Source organism: Ralstonia sp. UBA689 (assembly GCF_002298975.1).
Classification (GTDB): Bacteria; Pseudomonadota; Gammaproteobacteria; order Burkholderiales; family Burkholderiaceae; genus Ralstonia.
Window position 1 is genome coordinate 42242 of record NZ_DBMV01000026.1, and the last position, 17121, is coordinate 59362.

Sequence of the window (17121 nt, forward strand, 5' to 3'; positions counted from 1 at the left end):
AGCGCTGCATGGAGTCCTATGATAGGTTCGCGAGATGAGGATCATGGACACCTACCAACTGTGGTGCATTGGTGGCACTGATGTGCCGTTGGGGAGCGTAACGCACCGTGAGTGATGCGAAATGGGACGCGCGCCGCGCGCTGCTAACCGAGAAAGTCGCCCTCAGCAGGGCGTTGCGTCTGAGCGTGCCGCCAGAGGCCAGGCCTGCACCGGTGAGCAGAAAAGACTGGCTCAAGCAGAAAAAGCGCAATTGCAGGCCGCCCGTGCCGCTGCCAAGCAAAGGCGCGATCAACTCAAGGCCGAAATCATGTCGGCCGCGCAGGATGTTGCCCGAGAAGAACGCGTTGCCGCCCGGCTGGAAGCAGAACGCCTGAAGGCAGAAGCCAAAGCCGCAAGCGTTCACGCAAAGGAAGACGCGCGCGCTGCCGCCAAGTTCGAGCGCAGCAAACCAAGCCGCCCAACGTCGAAGCGAAAGACGCTCGGTACGGGAAAACGCAAACTGATCTCGTACGCTGATCTGCTGCGAATGCGCTGGTGATCTGGTGGAGGTTCGGCGACCGGTTCAGACCCGCCGGCGCGGCACGTGCAGCACGACCCGATACTCGAACAGCGGCATGTCTCGCACCCGCCGAACCGTCGTCTCATGGATATGTGAGCAACGCGCCCCGCATTGCTCACAGTGCATCACTTTGCTCATCACCGGCTTCAGATACAGAGCGACGGCGTATGGCTTACGCCTTCCGGCCATTCCACTTGTTCCAGCCGATAGCCAGTCCAGCAACCCAGCGCCTGATGTGCCTTGCGATCGAGCAATTCCGCCTCCTGCCCCCATCAAATCGGGCCTCAGGTTACGCAATTGCTACCGAACGCTCCACGGTTTCCTACGAAGAACAAAAAAAGAGCCGCTTGATGCGGCTCTTGTTGTTCACGGGCTGGACCAGCGATGTCCCATCACCACCCCCAACGCACCCCCGCCTTGCCGTTCACCCCATGCAGGCGACGGTCAGCGCTGATCTGGTAGCCTAGGCTGGCATAGAACACGCCGTTCTTCGCCACCTGGGCCGTGAGGCCGCCCATCAGCTCCAGCGTCGTGCTCGGCAGTTGCGACGTGAACGGCACGAAGCCACCGTCCGGCGACGACATCTGGGTGCCCGTCTGGCCGCGGAACTCGTGCCATACGTTGGCGTGCACCCAGGCGGTGTGCTGACGCTCCGGCGATTCGCCCCAGCGCTTGCTCACCCGTACGCCCAGGCGGCCGAGCATCGAGTTCACCGAGTTGAAGTGCACATCGGCGGCACCGTCGTTGGCATCGGCAAACGCGGCACGCTGATACACGATTTGCGCTTGCGGCTCGACTCGCCATTGCGGCGACAACGCGATCGGGTAGCCCGCCTCGAGCGACGCTGCATAGCTGAGCGCATGCGTCTTCAAACCGTTCACGCCATGCGGCGAGGCATCGGCGTCGTAGCGCGTGCCCTGCACCACGCCATCCAGATACCAGCCCGATGGGCCAAAGTGCGTCCAGTACAGGCCAACCGTGTTGGCGTTGACGGTGTCGCGGCCGGCGTCTGCGCCATCGGCGTGCGTCACGTCTGCGGCAATGCGGCCGGCCGCAAAGTAGCCGCCGGCGTGGTCGCGGCTGCCGTCTTCGCGCTGGCGCTGGTAGACATCGGCACCGACCTGCACGCCACCGAAGTCATAGCTGAACGCCGGGCCCTGGTTGCCGTAGATGCCATTGCCATCCGACATGCGGCTGCCCTTCTGCGCGATCACGCGTGCCCAGCCGGTGCGCAGCACGGGGGACGTCCCTGCCGGTCCCGTGGCTTGGTTGCTCTCTTCGCCCACGCGTTCGTGCAGCGTATCAAGCAGCGTGCGGCCGTACAGCAACGTCAGCGACGGAATGGCGGTGTAGAGCGATACCTCCGGACGCAGCGCTGGCTGGGTGGTACCCGTGTCCGTGATGTCGGTGCCCGTGGCTTGGGTCGCGGTCTGCAGAGCCCGCAGATACCAGCTATCCGCGCTGGCCGAGCCACCGCGTTGCAGCGTGTACTCATACGGGCCAGCCACGACACGGTGTGCGAGCGCGAAGGCATTGGCTTGCGTGGTCGCGCCGTTGATGGCGCTGACAACTTCAATGCCATCGCCCGTCGTCTTCGCGCCGGCACCGCCGGCATTGGTGACGTGCACCGCCGTATTGCCGCTCGCCGTGCCACCCGAGATGACAAGCTTGTCGGTCGGCGAGTTGTCGGCGCCCAGCTGGGTGTTGATGGCCAGCACGCCGCCATTGCCAACGTAGTTGCCGTTGACCACCAGCTTGTTGCCGACGCCCGCGCCACCAATCTGCACCATGCCTGCGTTGTTCAGTGACCCGTTGATCGTCAGGCTGCCGCTGCCCCCGGTGGCAAACGCTGCCAGCGCATCGGCCACGGCCACCGTGCCGCTGTTGGTGACGGCGCCGTTCACGGTGCCGTAGCCGCCCAGCGAGGCGTTGGCTGCGATCTGGACATTGCCGCCGCTGCCGGCGGCCATCGTCCGCAAGCTCTGCGGCGCATGGGTGCCTGACACGCCGAGTGCGGCATCGGCGTGCGCCGCGTCGCCGATAGCCAGCGCCCCGCTGGCAACCAACGCATCGCCCTGGATCGCGTTGTTGGCAGTCAGCACGGTCGTGCCCGTACCGGCCTGCGTGATGCCGCCAGTGCCGGAGATAGCGCCTCCGAAGGTGAACACGTCAGAGCGGTTGAATACCAGCATGCCGTTGTTGGTGACATTGCTCGCCACGCTGCCCGAGGTGCCCCCTTTGCCCAATTGCAGTGTCCCGGCGGCGATGGTGGTATCGCGTTGATACGCGTTGTCTGCCGCCAGGACGAGTGTGCCGTTGCCCGCCTTGGTGAGTGAACCAGCCCCAGTCATCCGCTGTGCGACGGTCGATGTATAGCCCTGTGTGTCGATAGTGCCGCCGCCTTCGGCGATGCTGATGGCGCGCGTTGCGGCCACGTCCACGTTGCTGGCCAATTGCAGCGTACCGCCGTTGAGCGTTAGCGCGCCCGATGTGTCGCCAAGGGCGCTGTCGGCGTTAATGGCCAGCGTGCCCTGCGTGATGGTCGTGCCGCCTCCATGCGTGTTGCCCGCGCCCAGCGTCAGCGTGCCGGTGCCGGTCTTCTCCACCGCACCTGCACCGACGATCTGGCCGGTATATCTGCCATCCACATCCTGCTGGAAGCGCACCAGACCATTGTTCGTTACGGCCTTCGTCACGCTCAACGCATCGCCTTGCAGCGTGGCGCCAGCATCCACCTGCATCGTGCCGGTGTACTCACCATTGTTGTCCTGGAGGATCAACGTGCCCTGCTGCACTTTTGCGCTGGTCACGCCCATGATGACCAGGTTCTCGGGCAACGTCCACGTGCCACTGTCCTGCTTTTGCAAGGTTTGGAAATCGCTAACGATGCCGAGCGTGGCGTTGCCTGTGCCGTTCAGGGTAATGAGGTTGGCGCCGTCGCCCCCGGTGATGCTGCCGCTGATGGACGAGCCGGTATAGAGGTGCAAGGCGTCATCCCTGTTGGCAAAGTACACAGCCCCGACAACCTTGCCCCGATTGGTGAAATGGATCGACCCGTCAGTCTCCGCACCGATTGCGTGGCCGTTGGCCACATCGGTCTGAATGACCCCCGTTGCATTGTTGAAGATGGTGTTTGTGCCGGTTTCGGTCTCAAACCAGATGGCGGAGGTGCTGGCTGAGCGGATCAGACCGTCGTTGATGATGGTGTTGCCCGTGCCCAGCGGGTTGAGCGCCTCCGCAACATCCTGTGTGCCAGTGGCAAGCACTTGTCCGCCCCGCTGCACAGTAAGCGTGCTGTTGTTGCGGAAGTCGATGGTATTGCCGCCGAGTCCGTAAAAGCCATCCGTGGTTGTCGCGCTTGCGCTGACTGTAGCGCCCGATTGCACCGTGATCCTGGCGTTGTCGCGTACCGCAATGGCGCTCGTGTCGCCCACCCTCAACGTGCTGCCCGTTCGCACGATCACGACGCGGTTGTCCTCGGACGCCTTGTCCCCAGTGCCGACCGTCGAGGTAAATGGGTTTGGCGATGTTGCATCGCAGACGGTGGTTTGCCCGGTGGTTGTGCAGTTTGCATGCGCGAGCGCCCCAAACAAGGCAAACGGCGATGCGACCAGAGCGATGGTGACGACGTGAAGCCGCCCGCGGCGGCGATGAAAGAATGGTGTACCCATACGTTTGCGTCCGCGCGCACCGCATTAGAAGCTGCTACGCCTGTTTCCCGGACCGACGTAGCGCAGTTTGCGCAGACTCCCCCTTTTTTGCTGATGATGGTTAAGTCCCACTTCCAGTTAGGCAGATGAGCCTCTCGCCAGCGCTGTGTCGCAACGCCAGGTTCTTTGGCGAAGCAAAGCCGGGCGATTTGTTGCCGAGAGCAACTGCCCCGTACTGCGCCGATCAAACTGTGGTGTTCGAAGCAGTGCAGACGAGAGCGATTCTAGGAATGGGATTCACCTGAAATTTAAAACGAATGTAAATGCCTTCGTCATTTAATAATCAGCTGTGCTCGCGACGTCTGCACAGATTTATCTCGGCCAATAGGTAAACATGGAGCGCGCTGCCATGCGCCGTTTGCCATTGACCCGGCACGCTCTCATGGTGCGAATCGCGTGCTGGAGCCGCGCGCGGTGTGGCACAGAAAACTGCGGTCCCAATTCAATGATGAGAAAAGCCGTCGTACGTGCAACCTTAAGAAACGGGGAACTGCCGCAATCTGACCGCCACGACACAAAGCAAACTGAAAGACTTAATAGAACGCGCGGAACCCGAGCCACCGCTCGCACACCCGAATGCCCGAAAAGATCCGTGTGATGGATAGATGGCGTGGGCCGCTCGGGAAGGCGCCAATGGCTAGCGTGTCGGCCGCCTACGGAGCGATATCGCGGGGCAGGAGCGGCATCGGGCAGTGGCGGTCGACGAAGCACGCGTATACGCCTGCCGCCCCGCGCAGTCCGGGCGCGGGGCGGCGCCACAAAACGTGTTCAACAGCGGGCGATACCTGCGCTTCGTACTAGCACCGCGGGAAGACCACCGGTACCAGCGCCACTCATGCCCGTGGTGGCTCGATAGGTGAAGGCAACGGTTCTGTAGGCACTGGCCGTTGAACAGGGTCTTGCCACAGCGGATGAATCTCGATGCGAGAGTCGTACAGGATGCTACTGTCAAGGGCGACGATCGCCTTTTGATCGATCTTTATGGTCTTCTCCCGCGCACTGATGCCGTTGCGCGAGGCCGGCGACCCCAAGGCGTATATCTCACACTGCCCGTTGCCCATCCCGTCGTTCCGGATGACGTACTGGACCGACGGCAGGTATTTGTGCTTCGGGTTCCAGTTCATGCCGCAGGCAATCAAGAAGTCGAGGATGTAGTTGGTGTCCTCAATCTGTCCCATCCGCAGATACTCATTATCCGTGTAGGCCAAAGCGTAGTCCAGGCACACGTCAATCCCGAATGGCACTCCACCCAATGGGTCGTTATCGAACCCCGTGAACCGTTTGCCCTGCGCATAGTAAGCCGCGGTGGTCCCGGATTTCTGCAACACCAAAATGCTGAACGCCCCTAAATTGACTTTCCAGTACTGCCTCAAGCCCTTGGACACCGTTGTACGCTTGTACGTGTCAAAGTCGATACCCGAGACATTGCGCTTTGGCCATATTGAGATCGGACGGCTTCCATCCGGGTTGCTCTTGCTGAAGTTATCGATCACCAGCACATAGTTCAATGCCTCATACGCAGGAAGGTCCTTATCTTTGATGGCGGACGCAACACCGGAGGCCGGGGCGGGGGGCGCCGCATCGTCGAGCTGCTTCTTGACGACCTGAGTCGTGCCTGGCAACAAGGCCAGCTTGCCGAACTTCTCACGAGGGAACAGCGCAATGAGATTGCGCACATGCTGTTGCACCTGCGTGACACACAAGGCAGAGAAAGCCTTCAATTCTGCTTCGTTCTTCACGGCGTCCCAGTGCACGTTCCAGTAAAACTCCGGAACCACGAAATAGGTGATATCCGAAGATTCGGTCTTTGCCTCCAAACCTTGCGTTAATGTGTTCTTGAGCAGATCAAATTTGGCATTGAGTGCGCGTGTGACATAGGTTTGGATGTCTTCGTCGGCTTCGCGCTGATTGCTCGGTGGCTGGTAGGTCGGAGTTTGCAGATTCAGAATGCGCGCAAACCTCACCACGTTCTGTTCGACGGGCTTGGTGGTCACGCCTTCAACCGGCGGTGCCGGGACGGGGATTGGCGCCGTGGGTGCCGGGGTCAGCGGTACGGAGTCAAGCGCCGCCTGATCGGTTGGGTCGTCGCCGCCGCCGCCGCAAGCGGTTAGCAAACCAGTGCCGCCCAACGACAACATGAGCCCCGTTTTTAAAAGCGTTCTACGTTTGTTCGCCGTGTTAGCGGTGTCTTGTAAAGCGGCCTTGCGATCAGGCATGTCATCCCCCTTCTGTGAAAGTTGAATGACGATCCGCAAAGATCATGCCAGTCGTCTTTGAAAGGCGAATACCGCAAGCTTAAGTGGTTTTTAAAAAATGCAGAAAGTAGTTGTTATCTATTTTGATGCGTAATTGCAAAAATACATTAACAATTTAGCACAATGGCAGTGCTCAATGCCCAATGTTTGGCTATGGGTTCTTTTGCGCAAAGCGAAGTCCCCCACCTCGCATGGGGTCTTCAACGGCGTGGATGTTTTACGCGGCGAGCAGCAAGCTAGCAATGCACAGCGGATGGCGCGGGCAGGTGTGTTTCATGTCTGTTGATCGTGGACGTGCTTGCGCCATTTTCCCGTGACGAGTGTTTCCTCTGTGATCCTCATCTTGTCACCGGAACTCAGCGCGTCTTGGATGTAACGCGACGGCGATGGTGCCGCCGCCATCGGCGATGCTGATGGCGCGCGTTGCGGACACACCCAGGTTGCCGGCCAACTGCAGCAGGTGCCGTTCAGGATGAGGAGGGCACTACCGCATCGTCGGCGCCACGCTGGTCGGCATTGCCTTCTTGCTGCCTTCGTTCCTCATGGTGGTGGCGCTGGGCTGGGCTTATGTGTGCTTTGGCGGGCTGACGTGAATGCAATCGGTGTTCTCCGGCGTGGGCGCGGCAGCGATCGGCATCATCGCCATCAGCGCGCACAAGCTCACCACCACAAGAGCGTCGGCAAGGACAAGCTGCTGTGGGCCGTCTACCTGTTGCTGGCGGAGGTGGCGGTCGTTACTGAGTCCGAGGTGGCGTGGCTGTTCCTGGCGGCCGGCGTTCTGGTGTGGTTCTGGCGCGCGCCGCCCAGGTGGCTGCGCCAGGGCCGCATGAATGTGGTTGCTGTCGCGCCCGTCGCGGCGGCTAGCGGCTTGCTCGGCACGATCGATTCGCTCCTGCTTTCGCAGCTTGGCCCGTTCTTCGCCAAGGCCGGCGCATTCGTATTCGGCTCGGGGTTCGCCATCGTGCCGTTTCTCTACGGCGGCGTGGTCACGGAGCACCACCGGCTCAACGAAAGGCAGTTCGTCGACGCTGTGGCCGTGGCGATGATCACGCCCGGCCCGGTGGTCATCACCGTTGGCTTTGTCGGCTACCTGGTGGCGGGCCTGCCTGGCGCGTGCGTGGCCGCTCTTGGCACGTTTTTGCCGTGCTACCTGTTCATCATCCTGCCGACGCCGTACTTCAAGAAGTGCGGCAAGCTGCCCGCCATCCAAGCCTTTGTCGATGGAGTAACAGCAGCGGCCGTGGGCGCCATTACCGGCGCGGTGATCGTGCTGGCTAAGCGCTTCATCGTCAATGTGTCGACGGCGCTTTTGGCCGTGGCCACGGTGCTGCTTCTGGTGCGGTTCAAGAAGCTGCTCGAGCCGATGATTGTGGCTTCGGCGCAGGCTACCAGTGCATCGGGCACCACGCACAGCAATGCGGTCAACGTCTCGGCCGGCAACCAGACCGGCGTCAACTTCAGTTTCTAACCAGAGAGAAAAAGGGGCGAAGCCCGCCCCCTCACAACACAATGAAGAACATCATCCTCATCCTGTCTTTGGGTGCGTCGCTGCTGGGCGGTTGCGTCTATCTGCCCGACGATGGCCCGGTGGCGCGCCCGCAAGGCGGCCCGGGTAACGGCTTTTGCCCGCCGGGACAGGCGAAGAAGGGCAATTGCTGAGCCTTCGACTTAGCGCTCGCGCAACAAGAAGCCGGTCTGCGTGACCGGCTTCTTCTGGTTCATCGCGGAATACCGGGGGAACGCGGCGCGGGTTTTGAGGAACAAATATTCCTCGTCGCGGTACCCGTAAGCGCGGCGTTTGATGACCTTGATGGTGTTGTTGATACCCTTCGACGACGCTGGTATTGATGGGGTGGCGGGGGCCTATCCGAGATTTTGTGTGCGAGGCATATCATGAGGAGTAGAAGTGATGGATATGCCGATGAAGAAGAAACGCACGTTGGCGTCGCAGGCAGCGGCGCGAGGGCCGTTGCCTGAACTGCCCAAGGAACTGTTGGACGAGTTGGTCAAGGGGCCGATGACACCGGGCGAGGAGCAGGACCTGATGCTGGCGTTCAACAAAGCGCTCATCGAACGCGCGATGGGCGCCGAGATGAATCTGCACCTGGGCTATCAGCCGGGTCAGCCCAAACCGCCTGGTCAAGACAACGAACGCAACGGTGCCAGCGGCAAGACGGTCATCACCGATCGCGGCCCGGTCCGGGTCGAGGTGCCGCGAGACCGAGACGGCAGCTTCGCGCCGATCCTGATCCCCAAGCATGAGCGTCGCTTCACCGGCTTCGACGAGCGCATCATCGCCATGTACGCACGAGGCATGAGCGTGCGCGAGATTCAAGCCTTCCTTGCCGAGAGCTACGGCACCGAAGTCTCGCCCGACTTCATCAGCTCGGTCACCGATGACGTGATGGCCGAGGCGTTGGTTTGGCAGAGCCGCCCGCTCGAAGTCATGTACCCCGTGGTGTTCTTTGATGCCTTGCGGGTCAAGATTCGCGATGACGGCGTGGTCAGCAACAAGGCGGTGTACCTGGCCCTAGGCATCCAGGCCGACGGCCAGCGCGACGTGCTGGGCCTGTGGATCGAGCAGACCGAAGGCGCCAAGTTCTGGCTCAAGGTGTTCAACGAGCTCAAGGCACGCGGCTGTCAGGACATCTTGATCGCCGTGGTCGATGGTCTGAAGGGGCTGGCCGAGGCGATCGGCACGGCCTATCCGAGGACGACGGTGCAGACCTGCATCGTGCATCTGATTCGCAACAGTCTGGAATACGCGAGCTGGAAGGATCGTAAAGCCATCGCCCAGGCGCTGCGTCCGATCTACACGGCGGCAAGCGTTGAGGCAGCCCAGCAAGCGCTGCAGGCCTTTGCCGACGGCCCCTGGGGCGCCAAGTATCCGACCATCGTGCATTCCTGGCAGCGTGCCTGGGAGCACGTCACGCCGTTCTTTGCGTTTGCGCCAGAGATTCGGCGGGTCATCTACACGACCAATGCGATTGAAAGTCTGAGCATCCAGCTACGCAAGGTCATCAAGACGCGCGGTCACTTCCCCAATGACGAGGCCGCCATCAAGCTGCTCTGGCTGGCGCTGCGCAATGTGCTGGCCAAGTCCGTGCGGGCGGCCTTCGACTGGAAATCGGCCATGAACCAGTTTGCTATCCTGTTCGGCGACCGGTTCACGATGGCGCGCGGGTAATGATCTCTTTAACCGCCTCGCCCACAAAAATGCGGACAGGCTCAGGCCGCCAAGCTGATCGCGCGCCACTTGCCCAACGTGTTGACCTTCTTTGCCCATCGCATCACCAACGCCGTTGCCGAGGGCTTGAACTCCAAGATCGCCACAGTCCAGAAGCGCGCTTGCGGCTATCGAAATCCGGACCACTTCAAGATCGCCGTCTATTTCCATTGCGGCGGTCTCAACCTATATCCCGCTGGCGTGACCCACACGAAAGTCCGATGAACCAAAACAAAAATGCCGTTCAAGTCTTAACTGAACGGCATTACCGCGTGGCGGGGTTTCTTCCTGGCAGACCCGATCGATCAGATCGATTCGATCTTGGTCGCGGTGGGGCCCTTCTGGCCCATGCCTACGACATAACGAACCTTCTGCCCCTCCTGCAGGGACTTGAATCCATTGCCCTGGACTTCAGAGAAATGAGCGAACAGGTCGTTGCCGCCTGCGTCAGGGGTGATAAAGCCAAAGCCCTTGGAGTCGTTGAACCACTTTACTGTGCCGGTTTCCATGTTGGATATCCTCAAAAGTTTTCTGAATGAGCCTGTGCTCATCAGGCACGACAATCAAGGAAGAAACATGGAGCAAAGGAGCCGCCACTTGGCGTGACAACCCAGAACATCGGAGTAACTGCTTGAAGATCCTGCGAGACGGGTTCTACAGGTATTGCGGTGTCGTGTCAATGAATATCGAATCGAAAACCGGATTCAATGCATCGATATGACTGCCGGCGCGCATCGTAGTCCTTCCATGTCGCCCATGGATCGCAACCGCCGCGCACAGGGAAGGTTCGCATCCTCCCCATGGCTGCCTTCCACCACACGATGGCCGGGCCCTGCGCCGAGTCACTCCGGCTTGCCGCAAGCGGCGACTGCCAGAAGCTGCTACCATACGCGACCTTTGCCCTTTCTTCGCATTGATCGGGCCGGGTGCCGAACACAAGAAGCGATACAGCATCGGTCACCCGTCGGGCGTACACCCGAATCTCCCTGGGCCACACAGCCCATTACCTACCTGACCGGCGGCCCGTCCGCTCCGTACGCGGCGTGCATGTACTAGGCATGCCAGCCTACGCAAGTCCGGTCACTTCGTCGCCAATCGCTCGCGCCTTGCCTGAATGCATGCGCGTAGGCATTGGCCTTACCCCATCGTGACGTAACTCACCAGCCGGAAGTGGCTTGCATGCCTGCACCACACCTGCGTTGAGAGATCGTCCGAAACATTGCAGCGTATTGAATCAAGTCAACTCCCCATACACGGTGTCCGTGTACCCGATTGAACAAGAACCAGGCGTCTGGTTCGCCACCTACCTCATCAGTGAGTACCGGGACGGCATGGAACACATCCTCGCCAACGTCTCGATGCGCGCCGATGTACATCGCACGGAAGCACTCGCAAGGCGTGCGGCCCAGCGCGCAGGAAGGGTTGCCATCGCGCGACTCCCCTCCCGGCAAGTTGCTTGCCGCCCCCAACCACATCGTGCGGCCCATAGCGCCGCGGCAGGAGCCCAACTTGGCTAAAGAAGAACTCGTGGAATTCGGCGGCCAAGTTGCCGAAGTGCTGCCAGACAATCGCTTTCGCGTAGTTCTGGAGAATGGCGCCCAGATCTGGGCCTATTCATCGGGCCGCATGAAGAGGCACCGCATACGCATCCTCGCGGGTGACCGGGTCACGCTGGAGATGTCGCCCTATGACCTGACGAAGGGTCGGATCAACTATCGCCACAAGAATTGAACCGCGCAAGCTGCCTGACGTGGGGTGACTCCGTCGGCAGTGGCACCACTCAACCAGAATCCAACGAAAAGGAAATCACCATGTCTGCCTGCGATGAATGGGAAGAATTGCATCTGACACCCGAGGGCTGGAAGGATGGCAGCTACCGGCACGAGCCGGGCGCCGCAGTTGTTGTCGCGCCGCCGGCCAATCAAGTGCTGACGGTACGCCGGCATGTGGCGGCCGTGTACGGTGGCCCGTCGCGCGTCACGGAAGACCGGACACCCCACACGGATGACATGAGCCAGATCGAGCAATTGCTGTTGCAGTACGGCGCCCCTGTCTTTGGCGTGTAGTCTGGAAGCAGTACAACTGAACGAACCTTTACCCGACGCTGCGGCTTATCCAGAAGCCAGCGCGCCACCATGGGCTCACATCTTTTGAGAGAAAGTTTGGCATGACACTTTGCTCAGCTTGCCTTGCCATCGAAGTCCATAAGCGCGGCGCGCCAGGCCATGCTTTGCTAAGAATCACCGACACGCAACGCCTCAAGTCGTCTACGGCGCTTGCCGTTACGGTGAGCACGTTCGCATGCCCGACCTGCGGTGCACGGTGGATCTACCGCGACGAAAAAAACGTGGATAACCAAGGGTGGTCGCTTGAGCAGTAGGCGCCCAGTCTTCGAGGTGTTTGCGTTAACCATCGATCGACCGAATGAACCGCGCCGGGTTTCCTCCGACGAGGCTATTCGAGGGAACGTCCTTGGTGACGACCGCGCCCGCAGCGACCACTGAGTTTTCCCCCACCGTCACGCCACCGACAATCGTTGCACCCGCAGCGATCCAGACGTTTCGCTCAATCACGATGGGCTTTCCGATGGTGACGGATCGGCGCTGCGAAGGCTCCAGCGGATGGCTCGTCGTGATGATGCTGACATTCGGCCCGATCATCACGTCGTCTCCGATGTGGAGGCCGCCCAGGTCGTAGAAGGTGCAGTTCTGGTTGATAAAGACATTCCGCCCTACGCGAATTTCGTCTCCGCCAGCGGTATAGAACGGAGGAATCAGCACAAAGCTCGGGTCGACCGGCTGACCGATGAGTTCGCTGAACACGGCACGCACTTCGTCAGCATCGTTGAACGTCAAACGGTTAAGTGCGGCAGTGAGTACCCCCGCTCTTTTGACATTGGCCACCATCTTCGCGGATTCTGGCGTCCGCCCCCGGACTATCTTGGCGTGATCATCTTTGGTCATCTGATGTTTCAGTCTCTATGCTGGCCACAGGTTCGGAATGATCCCTCATTTCCCCACTGCGTCAGGAGCAGAGAGCCGCCGAGGATACCTTTGCTCGTTAGCCCCCACTGCAAGCGCGGCATGGAGTCGTATGGTAGGTTGGCGAAATGACCATAGACATCCATCAACTGTGGCGCATGGGTAGCACGGATGTGCTGTTGCGGAGGGCGATGCACCGTGACTGATACGAAACAGAACGCGCGACGCACACATCTAGCCGAGAAATCCGCCATCAGCAGGGCGTTACGCCTGAGCGTGCCCCCAGAGGCCAGACCTGCGCCGGTGAACAGAAAAGACTGGCTCAAGCAGAGGAAGGCGCAATTGCAGGCCGCCCGTGCCGCCGCCAAGCAACGGCGCGATCAACTCAAGGCCGAAATCATGTCGGCCGCGCACGATGTTGCCCGGGAGGAACGTGTTGCTGCCCGGCTGGAAGCCGAGCGGCTGAAGGCAGAAGCCAAGGCCGCAGGCATCCACGCAAAAGAAGACGCACGCGCCGCCGCCAAGTTCGAGCGCAGCAAACCGGGCCGCTCGACGTCGAAGCGAAAGACGCTTGGTGCAGGGAAACGCAAGCTGGTCTCGTACGCTGATCTGTTGCGAATGCGCGGATGATTGGGTGGGCGTTGGCCCCAGTCACGCGAATTGGCGCCAATCCAAAGGTTAGATCAAGCTTCCTGACATGATGGGCACGGCATCTTGCTCCAGCATCCGGTTCCGGCTCACGTTGACGAACGCGCCTGCTTCGATTGCATCGCCACTGCAAAGGACGTCGATGGGGTGACCAGCCACGGTTTTAGGCTGATGGCGCTCGGTGGCTCCGCATTCGGGTCTGCCACCCCAGCGGGAATCATGCACCTGCTTTCGCACTACGAGATTGACGTATCCGGCAAGCGAGCCGTGATCGTGGGGCGCAGCCCGATTCTCGGCAAGCCAATGGCGCTCATGCTGTCCAACGCCAATGCGACCGTGACGCTGTGCCATTCGAAAACCATCAATCTCGAGGCAGAAGTGCGGCGAGCACAGATCGTGATCGCCGCAGAGCGCGCGTGTTTCTGCCCGTCGGGGCAGGCCAAGAAGGGCCAATTGCTGAGCACTTGAGCACAGCACCAACAAAAAAAGCCGGTCACGCAGACCGGCTTTTTCTTCATGCGTCGGCAGTGCTTATTTGCGCTTGCCCGTGTGCATGTGCTGCGTCGACTTGCCGTGCTCGTGCGCACGGTCGGCGGCGCGGGCCCGGCCCTTGTCGCGGTCGGCGGATTCATGGCCATTGGTATTGGCCATGCCCTGGCTGCTCATGTGTGCGGCAGAACCGCCGCCCGCGTTGCCGCCCTTGGCCTGTGCCGACAGCGAAACCGTACACAGCAGGCCGATTACGCCTGCCGCCATCCATTGTGCTCGGGTCATGTGTTTTATCCTTCTGGTTCTAGGTTCCATCGATTGTAGGGAGGTGCCAATGAAACCGTGTACCGATGTGCAACCAATCGTAACTGCCATGGGTACGCCGATCGGGGCTCGATCAGCGCGCGGCGAAAAATTCGATGGCCGTAAGTCCGTTCGCTCATGTGAGCTTGGCTAGTCGTCTCCGATAGCGATTACTGCGCCCGTCCAACCATTCGCTCCCATCGTCGCGGTAACGAGCATATCGCCGGCCCCTGGCGCAGCAACCGTCAACTCACCCCCCTCTGCCCAAATTGCACTGCGACCAGCTGGCTCCCAGCCACCGGTCGCACCACCATGGTTGGCCATCAACACGGCCATCTTGTGTTTGGCTGCGTAGCCGGCCAAAAGTCCGGTATCACGCGGGTAACCGTTGTCGGTAATGAGCGCGCTCGCCGCATAGACCCGCACTCCCGAATCGGCTGCGCTTGCCGCATGGCTGGCATGCGAAAAATCGGCGCAGATCGCCAACGCAATGGACTGACCATCGATGATCATCGGCGGGCCTCCGCTTCCAGCAGAAAACACAAGGTCTTCACCAGGATGCAAATGCTGCTTGGTGTGCGCGTGTATTTCTCCGTCGGCGCCAAGCGTCAACGCGCCGATCCATACATCGGACCGGCCTTCTCGCCTCAGGGGCGCCCCGACAACGACGGTGACCCTCAGCCGCTGTGCCTCGGCCAACAGCGGAAGAAGTCGCTGGTCTTGCGGTTCCATCGCGAGTTGGCGGCCAAGCTCTCGCTCGTATCCCGTCAGAGACAGCTCCGGGAATACCAAGAACCTGACGCCGTGTTTCGCAGCGAACCGGAGGAAGGTCAGGTGACGCGCCACATTGGCTTCGATGTCTCCTGCTTTGGATGTGGACTGCGCAGCGGCGATGGTGAACGCGGCCATGACGGATTGGGTTGGTGGTTTGCTTGGGTGTCTTGAAGTATCAAGGACTTGCTTCGATCCAGCTACAACTCGCGCGCGGCCGGGCGTCGTTGCGATGGCATCCGTAAAGTTCGAGCCATGATTTGTGGCGGGGCTGGTTGCAGCTTGACTGGCCGCCTCCGGCCACTCACCTTCGCAATCCACCAGACGTTCTAACGACATCACCGCGCTCCGCTTCCGACATGGGGGCCAAAATCCAATTCAGTGGGTTATCGGCGTGAAGCGGACGTTCGCGCGTCGCCTGCGTCGACCTGATCTCGCCCCACAAGCTGCAACCGCACGAGAAAGTCGGACCAATGGAGTCCGGCGAAAGTGTGACGGCAGCTCAACTTGGGCGCCATTCTTGAGCCATCGCAAAGCGAGCGTAAACCCGCCTTCTAACATGAGCTGGGCGGAGTCCGCCAAAGCGAAGGATGCTCTGCCGCGGGCATGCCGCATCGGTTCTATACACGTTGACAGGAGAGCAATCATGTACAGATTCATCCGCACCGCTACCGTCAAGAATGCAGCGGTGCTGCCGTCGGCATTGGCATTTGCTGCGGAGGTTACCGCCCACCTCAACAAAAGCTATTCACTCAACATGCGCTTCGGTGCCGAACAATTCGGCGGCCCCAACGTTCATTGGCACTTTGATTCCGATAGCCTCGACAAGATGCAGCAAGTCAACGAAAAACTGATGGGGGATCGCGACTACGCCGCGTTACTCGACAAGTACCAAGGCATCTGGGCGGAAGGTTCCATGCACGACACAGTCGTCCGGCTGGCCTGAAGGGCAAATGTCGGTTGAGCGTGCCTACCGGCCCAAGCGTTTGACTGACTGAAGGGCGGGTAGGCAGGTGTTCCAGCAACGTCGCAACGAGAGGGCTGTCCCGCACATCCGGGAAGTGGCTGTTCATCCCCACGACGCTGAGCGACGGGAACGGATCGTAAGCGGTCACATTGAGGAGGCGTTGCCGCCCGCGCCCCTATGCCCCTCATCCCCATCTCGCCCCATTCCCACCAACCTCGCCTTCTGCAAATCTCCCGCATTCATCACGATGCGGAACTCGCAGTCGGCGTTGACCAGCAGAAACCACGACACGGGCGTTGCCTAGGCAGCGCAGTCAGTGGCATGCATTGGCGTGTGTCGGCGCGTTGGCGCGAGCAATGGTGCGGACCTCCCCCGGCCCGGCTCCGAGAGAGGGTAAGGATGTGGTTCGTCTTATCTGAGAGGTTGAGAACGGCTTACAGCCTGCGTGCCCGCATCACCGTCAGCGGATTCCAGTTGGCTGGGTCCGGCTGACTCCCCTCCAGGGTCAAACAGATGTAAGCGCCGATGGCATCGAGAAACCCGGCACGGTATTCCTTGCACTGCTCGCCGACATCGTTTTCAAGCACCTCGCGTAGTTCCGATGGCCGAAACAGCCGGTAACGGGCCAGGGTGAGTTGCTTGTCGAGCAGGAATTCTCGTGCGGCGAGTGCGCCGAGTTCGTAGTTGGTGCGGGGCGGTGGAGATGGGTATGAAGCGATTGGCATGAAGCCTCCTTGGGTCGTTGGAGGCCCGCCGCTCATTTCCACGTGAGGGTGGCGGGCCCGACAGCGGAGGTGGAAACTGACACCCAAGGAAGCCAGCCAGCCCGAAGGCTGCTCCGCTCGGCCCGCCATAAAAAGGACGTGCGTGAGCGCTCTCGAACAGAACTGTCCGCCTTGAGTCATTGTCGGGTTTCCACGCCCGGTTGCCGTTGGTGCGGCAGCGGGAGGAATTATAGCGATGGGAGTTCGCGCGGGATTCTGATTTCTGGATATTGGCTTCTGAGCTTCGGTTGCCGAGAAAAAAGCCTGACGCGTCGAGTTCAGAGCTTGGGCCGTCGAGAAAAAAGCCTGACGCGTCGAGTTCAGAGCTTGGGCCGCCGAGAAAAAAGCCTGACGTGTCGAGCTCAGAGCTCGGGCCGCCGGGGAGTGTCAGGATTTCCGTGTTCAAGGCGGGGGTTGAGATTCACGCGGACGGCCGAACGAATCGATC

At 60.7% G+C, this 17121-nt stretch carries 16 protein-coding genes and 4 pseudogenes; 11 read left to right on the top strand and 9 right to left on the bottom strand.

Features of this window, described 5'->3' with window-relative positions:
• Positions 1 to 107 precede the first annotated feature (107 nt).
• Positions 108 to 538 (top strand): annotated as a pseudogene (locus tag B4F51_RS12565) (hypothetical protein).
• A 27-nt stretch (positions 539 to 565) separates the two neighbouring features.
• On the opposite strand, the pseudogene B4F51_RS12570 reads toward B4F51_RS12565, so the two are convergent.
• The 3 genes and pseudogenes from B4F51_RS12570 to B4F51_RS12580 all read right to left on the bottom strand — a co-directional run.
• Positions 566 to 813, bottom strand: a pseudogene (locus B4F51_RS12570) (transposase family protein); the annotation flags it as partial.
• A gap of 138 nt (positions 814 to 951) precedes the next feature.
• Positions 952 to 4023 (bottom strand): autotransporter outer membrane beta-barrel domain-containing protein, encoded by a 3072-nt coding sequence (locus B4F51_RS12575; protein ID WP_296225953.1) that lies wholly within the window; start codon positions 4021 to 4023, stop codon positions 952 to 954.
• 1079 nt (positions 4024 to 5102) lie between these two features.
• Entirely contained in the window at positions 5103 to 6485 is a 1383-nt protein-coding gene (locus tag B4F51_RS12580; protein WP_296225954.1) for a hypothetical protein, read from the bottom strand.
• A gap of 521 nt (positions 6486 to 7006) precedes the next feature.
• On the opposite strand from B4F51_RS12580, the pseudogene chrA reads away from it, so the two are divergent.
• Positions 7007 to 7992: pseudogene (gene chrA, locus B4F51_RS12585) on the top strand (chromate efflux transporter); the annotation flags it as partial.
• A gap of 41 nt (positions 7993 to 8033) precedes the next feature.
• Positions 8034 to 8183 carry a hypothetical protein gene (locus B4F51_RS12590; RefSeq protein WP_296225955.1) on the top strand — a complete coding sequence of 50 codons (150 nt, stop codon included), beginning with the start codon at positions 8034 to 8036 and terminating at the stop codon, positions 8181 to 8183.
• Positions 8184 to 8242: 59 nt separating this feature from the next.
• Here the strand turns inward: B4F51_RS12590 and B4F51_RS12595 are convergent.
• Positions 8243 to 8382, bottom strand: a pseudogene (locus tag B4F51_RS12595) (transposase); the annotation flags it as partial.
• A gap of 57 nt (positions 8383 to 8439) precedes the next feature.
• Here B4F51_RS12595 and B4F51_RS12600 point away from each other — a divergent pair.
• Together B4F51_RS12600 and B4F51_RS12605 are read left to right on the top strand one after the other, a co-directional pair.
• Positions 8440 to 9711, top strand: a complete 1272-nt coding sequence (locus B4F51_RS12600) for an IS256 family transposase (protein ID WP_414706764.1) — start codon at positions 8440 to 8442, stop codon at positions 9709 to 9711.
• A gap of 54 nt (positions 9712 to 9765) precedes the next feature.
• Entirely contained in the window at positions 9766 to 9975 is a 210-nt protein-coding gene (locus B4F51_RS12605; protein WP_296225978.1) for a transposase, read from the top strand.
• Positions 9976 to 10055: 80 nt separating this feature from the next.
• Here the strand turns inward: B4F51_RS12605 and B4F51_RS12610 are convergent, their stop codons facing one another.
• A complete protein-coding gene (locus B4F51_RS12610; protein WP_296225957.1) occupies positions 10056 to 10259 on the bottom strand; it encodes a cold-shock protein in 204 nt (67 codons plus the stop codon).
• Between the two features lie 1000 nt (positions 10260 to 11259).
• Here B4F51_RS12610 and infA point away from each other — a divergent pair.
• The 3 genes from infA (at position 11260) to B4F51_RS12625 (ending at position 12130) form a co-directional block, all read left to right on the top strand.
• Positions 11260 to 11481, top strand: coding sequence for a translation initiation factor IF-1 (gene infA, locus B4F51_RS12615; RefSeq protein WP_296225981.1), 222 nt, complete (start codon positions 11260 to 11262; stop codon positions 11479 to 11481).
• Between the two features lie 80 nt (positions 11482 to 11561).
• Complete coding sequence (locus tag B4F51_RS12620) at positions 11562 to 11816, top strand: translation initiation factor 1 (protein ID WP_296225958.1); 255 nt, start codon at positions 11562 to 11564, stop codon at positions 11814 to 11816.
• A 101-nt stretch (positions 11817 to 11917) separates the two neighbouring features.
• On the top strand, positions 11918 to 12130 hold the full coding sequence (locus B4F51_RS12625; RefSeq protein WP_296225959.1) for a hypothetical protein: 213 nt from the start codon (positions 11918 to 11920) through the stop codon (positions 12128 to 12130).
• Between the two features lie 25 nt (positions 12131 to 12155).
• On the opposite strand, the gene B4F51_RS12630 is transcribed toward B4F51_RS12625, so the two are convergent.
• Positions 12156 to 12713 carry a sugar O-acetyltransferase gene (locus tag B4F51_RS12630; protein ID WP_296225962.1) on the bottom strand — a complete coding sequence of 186 codons (558 nt, stop codon included), beginning with the start codon at positions 12711 to 12713 and terminating at the stop codon, positions 12156 to 12158.
• 189 nt (positions 12714 to 12902) lie between these two features.
• Between B4F51_RS12630 and B4F51_RS12635 the strand changes: the two genes are divergently transcribed.
• Positions 12903 to 13361, top strand: coding sequence for a hypothetical protein (locus B4F51_RS12635; protein ID WP_414706762.1), 459 nt, complete (start codon positions 12903 to 12905; stop codon positions 13359 to 13361).
• An 84-nt stretch (positions 13362 to 13445) separates the two neighbouring features.
• Positions 13446 to 13847: a hypothetical protein gene (locus B4F51_RS12640; RefSeq protein ID WP_296225965.1), complete on the top strand. Its 402-nt coding sequence runs from the start codon at positions 13446 to 13448 to the stop codon at positions 13845 to 13847.
• A gap of 63 nt (positions 13848 to 13910) precedes the next feature.
• Here the strand turns inward: B4F51_RS12640 and B4F51_RS12645 are convergent, their stop codons facing one another.
• Together B4F51_RS12645 and B4F51_RS12650 are read right to left on the bottom strand one after the other, a co-directional pair.
• Positions 13911 to 14153, bottom strand: a complete 243-nt coding sequence (locus B4F51_RS12645) for a hypothetical protein (RefSeq protein ID WP_414706763.1) — start codon at positions 14151 to 14153, stop codon at positions 13911 to 13913.
• A 168-nt stretch (positions 14154 to 14321) separates the two neighbouring features.
• The gene (locus B4F51_RS12650) at positions 14322 to 15281 is read right to left on the bottom strand and encodes a carbon-nitrogen hydrolase family protein (protein ID WP_296225966.1); all 960 of its coding nucleotides are present in this window, start codon (positions 15279 to 15281) and stop codon (positions 14322 to 14324) included.
• Positions 15282 to 15588: 307 nt separating this feature from the next.
• Here B4F51_RS12650 and B4F51_RS12655 point away from each other — a divergent pair, with 307 nt between their 5' ends.
• On the top strand, positions 15589 to 15888 hold the full coding sequence (locus tag B4F51_RS12655; protein ID WP_296225969.1) for a hypothetical protein: 300 nt from the start codon (positions 15589 to 15591) through the stop codon (positions 15886 to 15888).
• Positions 15889 to 16343: 455 nt separating this feature from the next.
• Here B4F51_RS12655 and B4F51_RS12660 read toward each other — a convergent pair whose 3' ends face one another.
• A complete protein-coding gene (locus tag B4F51_RS12660; protein ID WP_296225971.1) occupies positions 16344 to 16634 on the bottom strand; it encodes a hypothetical protein in 291 nt (96 codons plus the stop codon).
• Positions 16635 to 17121: the final 487 nt, after the last annotated feature.

What these genes read in the sequence shown, in the direction of transcription:
- B4F51_RS12590 (WP_296225955.1), top strand. Translation starts at nt 8,034, where the DNA reads ATGAAGAACATCATCCTCATCCTGTCTTTGGGTGCGTCGCTGCTGGGC.
- B4F51_RS12650 (WP_296225966.1), bottom strand. Translation starts at nt 15,281, where the DNA reads ATGTCGTTAGAACGTCTGGTGGATTGCGAAGGTGAGTGGCCGGAGGCG.
- B4F51_RS12655 (WP_296225969.1), top strand. Translation starts at nt 15,589, where the DNA reads ATGTACAGATTCATCCGCACCGCTACCGTCAAGAATGCAGCGGTGCTG.
- B4F51_RS12660 (WP_296225971.1), bottom strand. Translation starts at nt 16,634, where the DNA reads ATGCCAATCGCTTCATACCCATCTCCACCGCCCCGCACCAACTACGAA.
- B4F51_RS12610 (WP_296225957.1), bottom strand. Translation starts at nt 10,259, where the DNA reads ATGGAAACCGGCACAGTAAAGTGGTTCAACGACTCCAAGGGCTTTGGC.
- B4F51_RS12600 (WP_414706764.1), top strand. Translation starts at nt 8,440, where the DNA reads ATGCCGATGAAGAAGAAACGCACGTTGGCGTCGCAGGCAGCGGCGCGA.
- B4F51_RS12620 (WP_296225958.1), top strand. Translation starts at nt 11,562, where the DNA reads ATGTCTGCCTGCGATGAATGGGAAGAATTGCATCTGACACCCGAGGGC.
- B4F51_RS12625 (WP_296225959.1), top strand. Translation starts at nt 11,918, where the DNA reads ATGACACTTTGCTCAGCTTGCCTTGCCATCGAAGTCCATAAGCGCGGC.
- B4F51_RS12645 (WP_414706763.1), bottom strand. Translation starts at nt 14,153, where the DNA reads ATGACCCGAGCACAATGGATGGCGGCAGGCGTAATCGGCCTGCTGTGT.
- B4F51_RS12580 (WP_296225954.1), bottom strand. Translation starts at nt 6,485, where the DNA reads ATGCCTGATCGCAAGGCCGCTTTACAAGACACCGCTAACACGGCGAAC.
- B4F51_RS12635 (WP_414706762.1), top strand. Translation starts at nt 12,903, where the DNA reads ATGTGCTGTTGCGGAGGGCGATGCACCGTGACTGATACGAAACAGAAC.
- B4F51_RS12630 (WP_296225962.1), bottom strand. Translation starts at nt 12,713, where the DNA reads ATGACCAAAGATGATCACGCCAAGATAGTCCGGGGGCGGACGCCAGAA.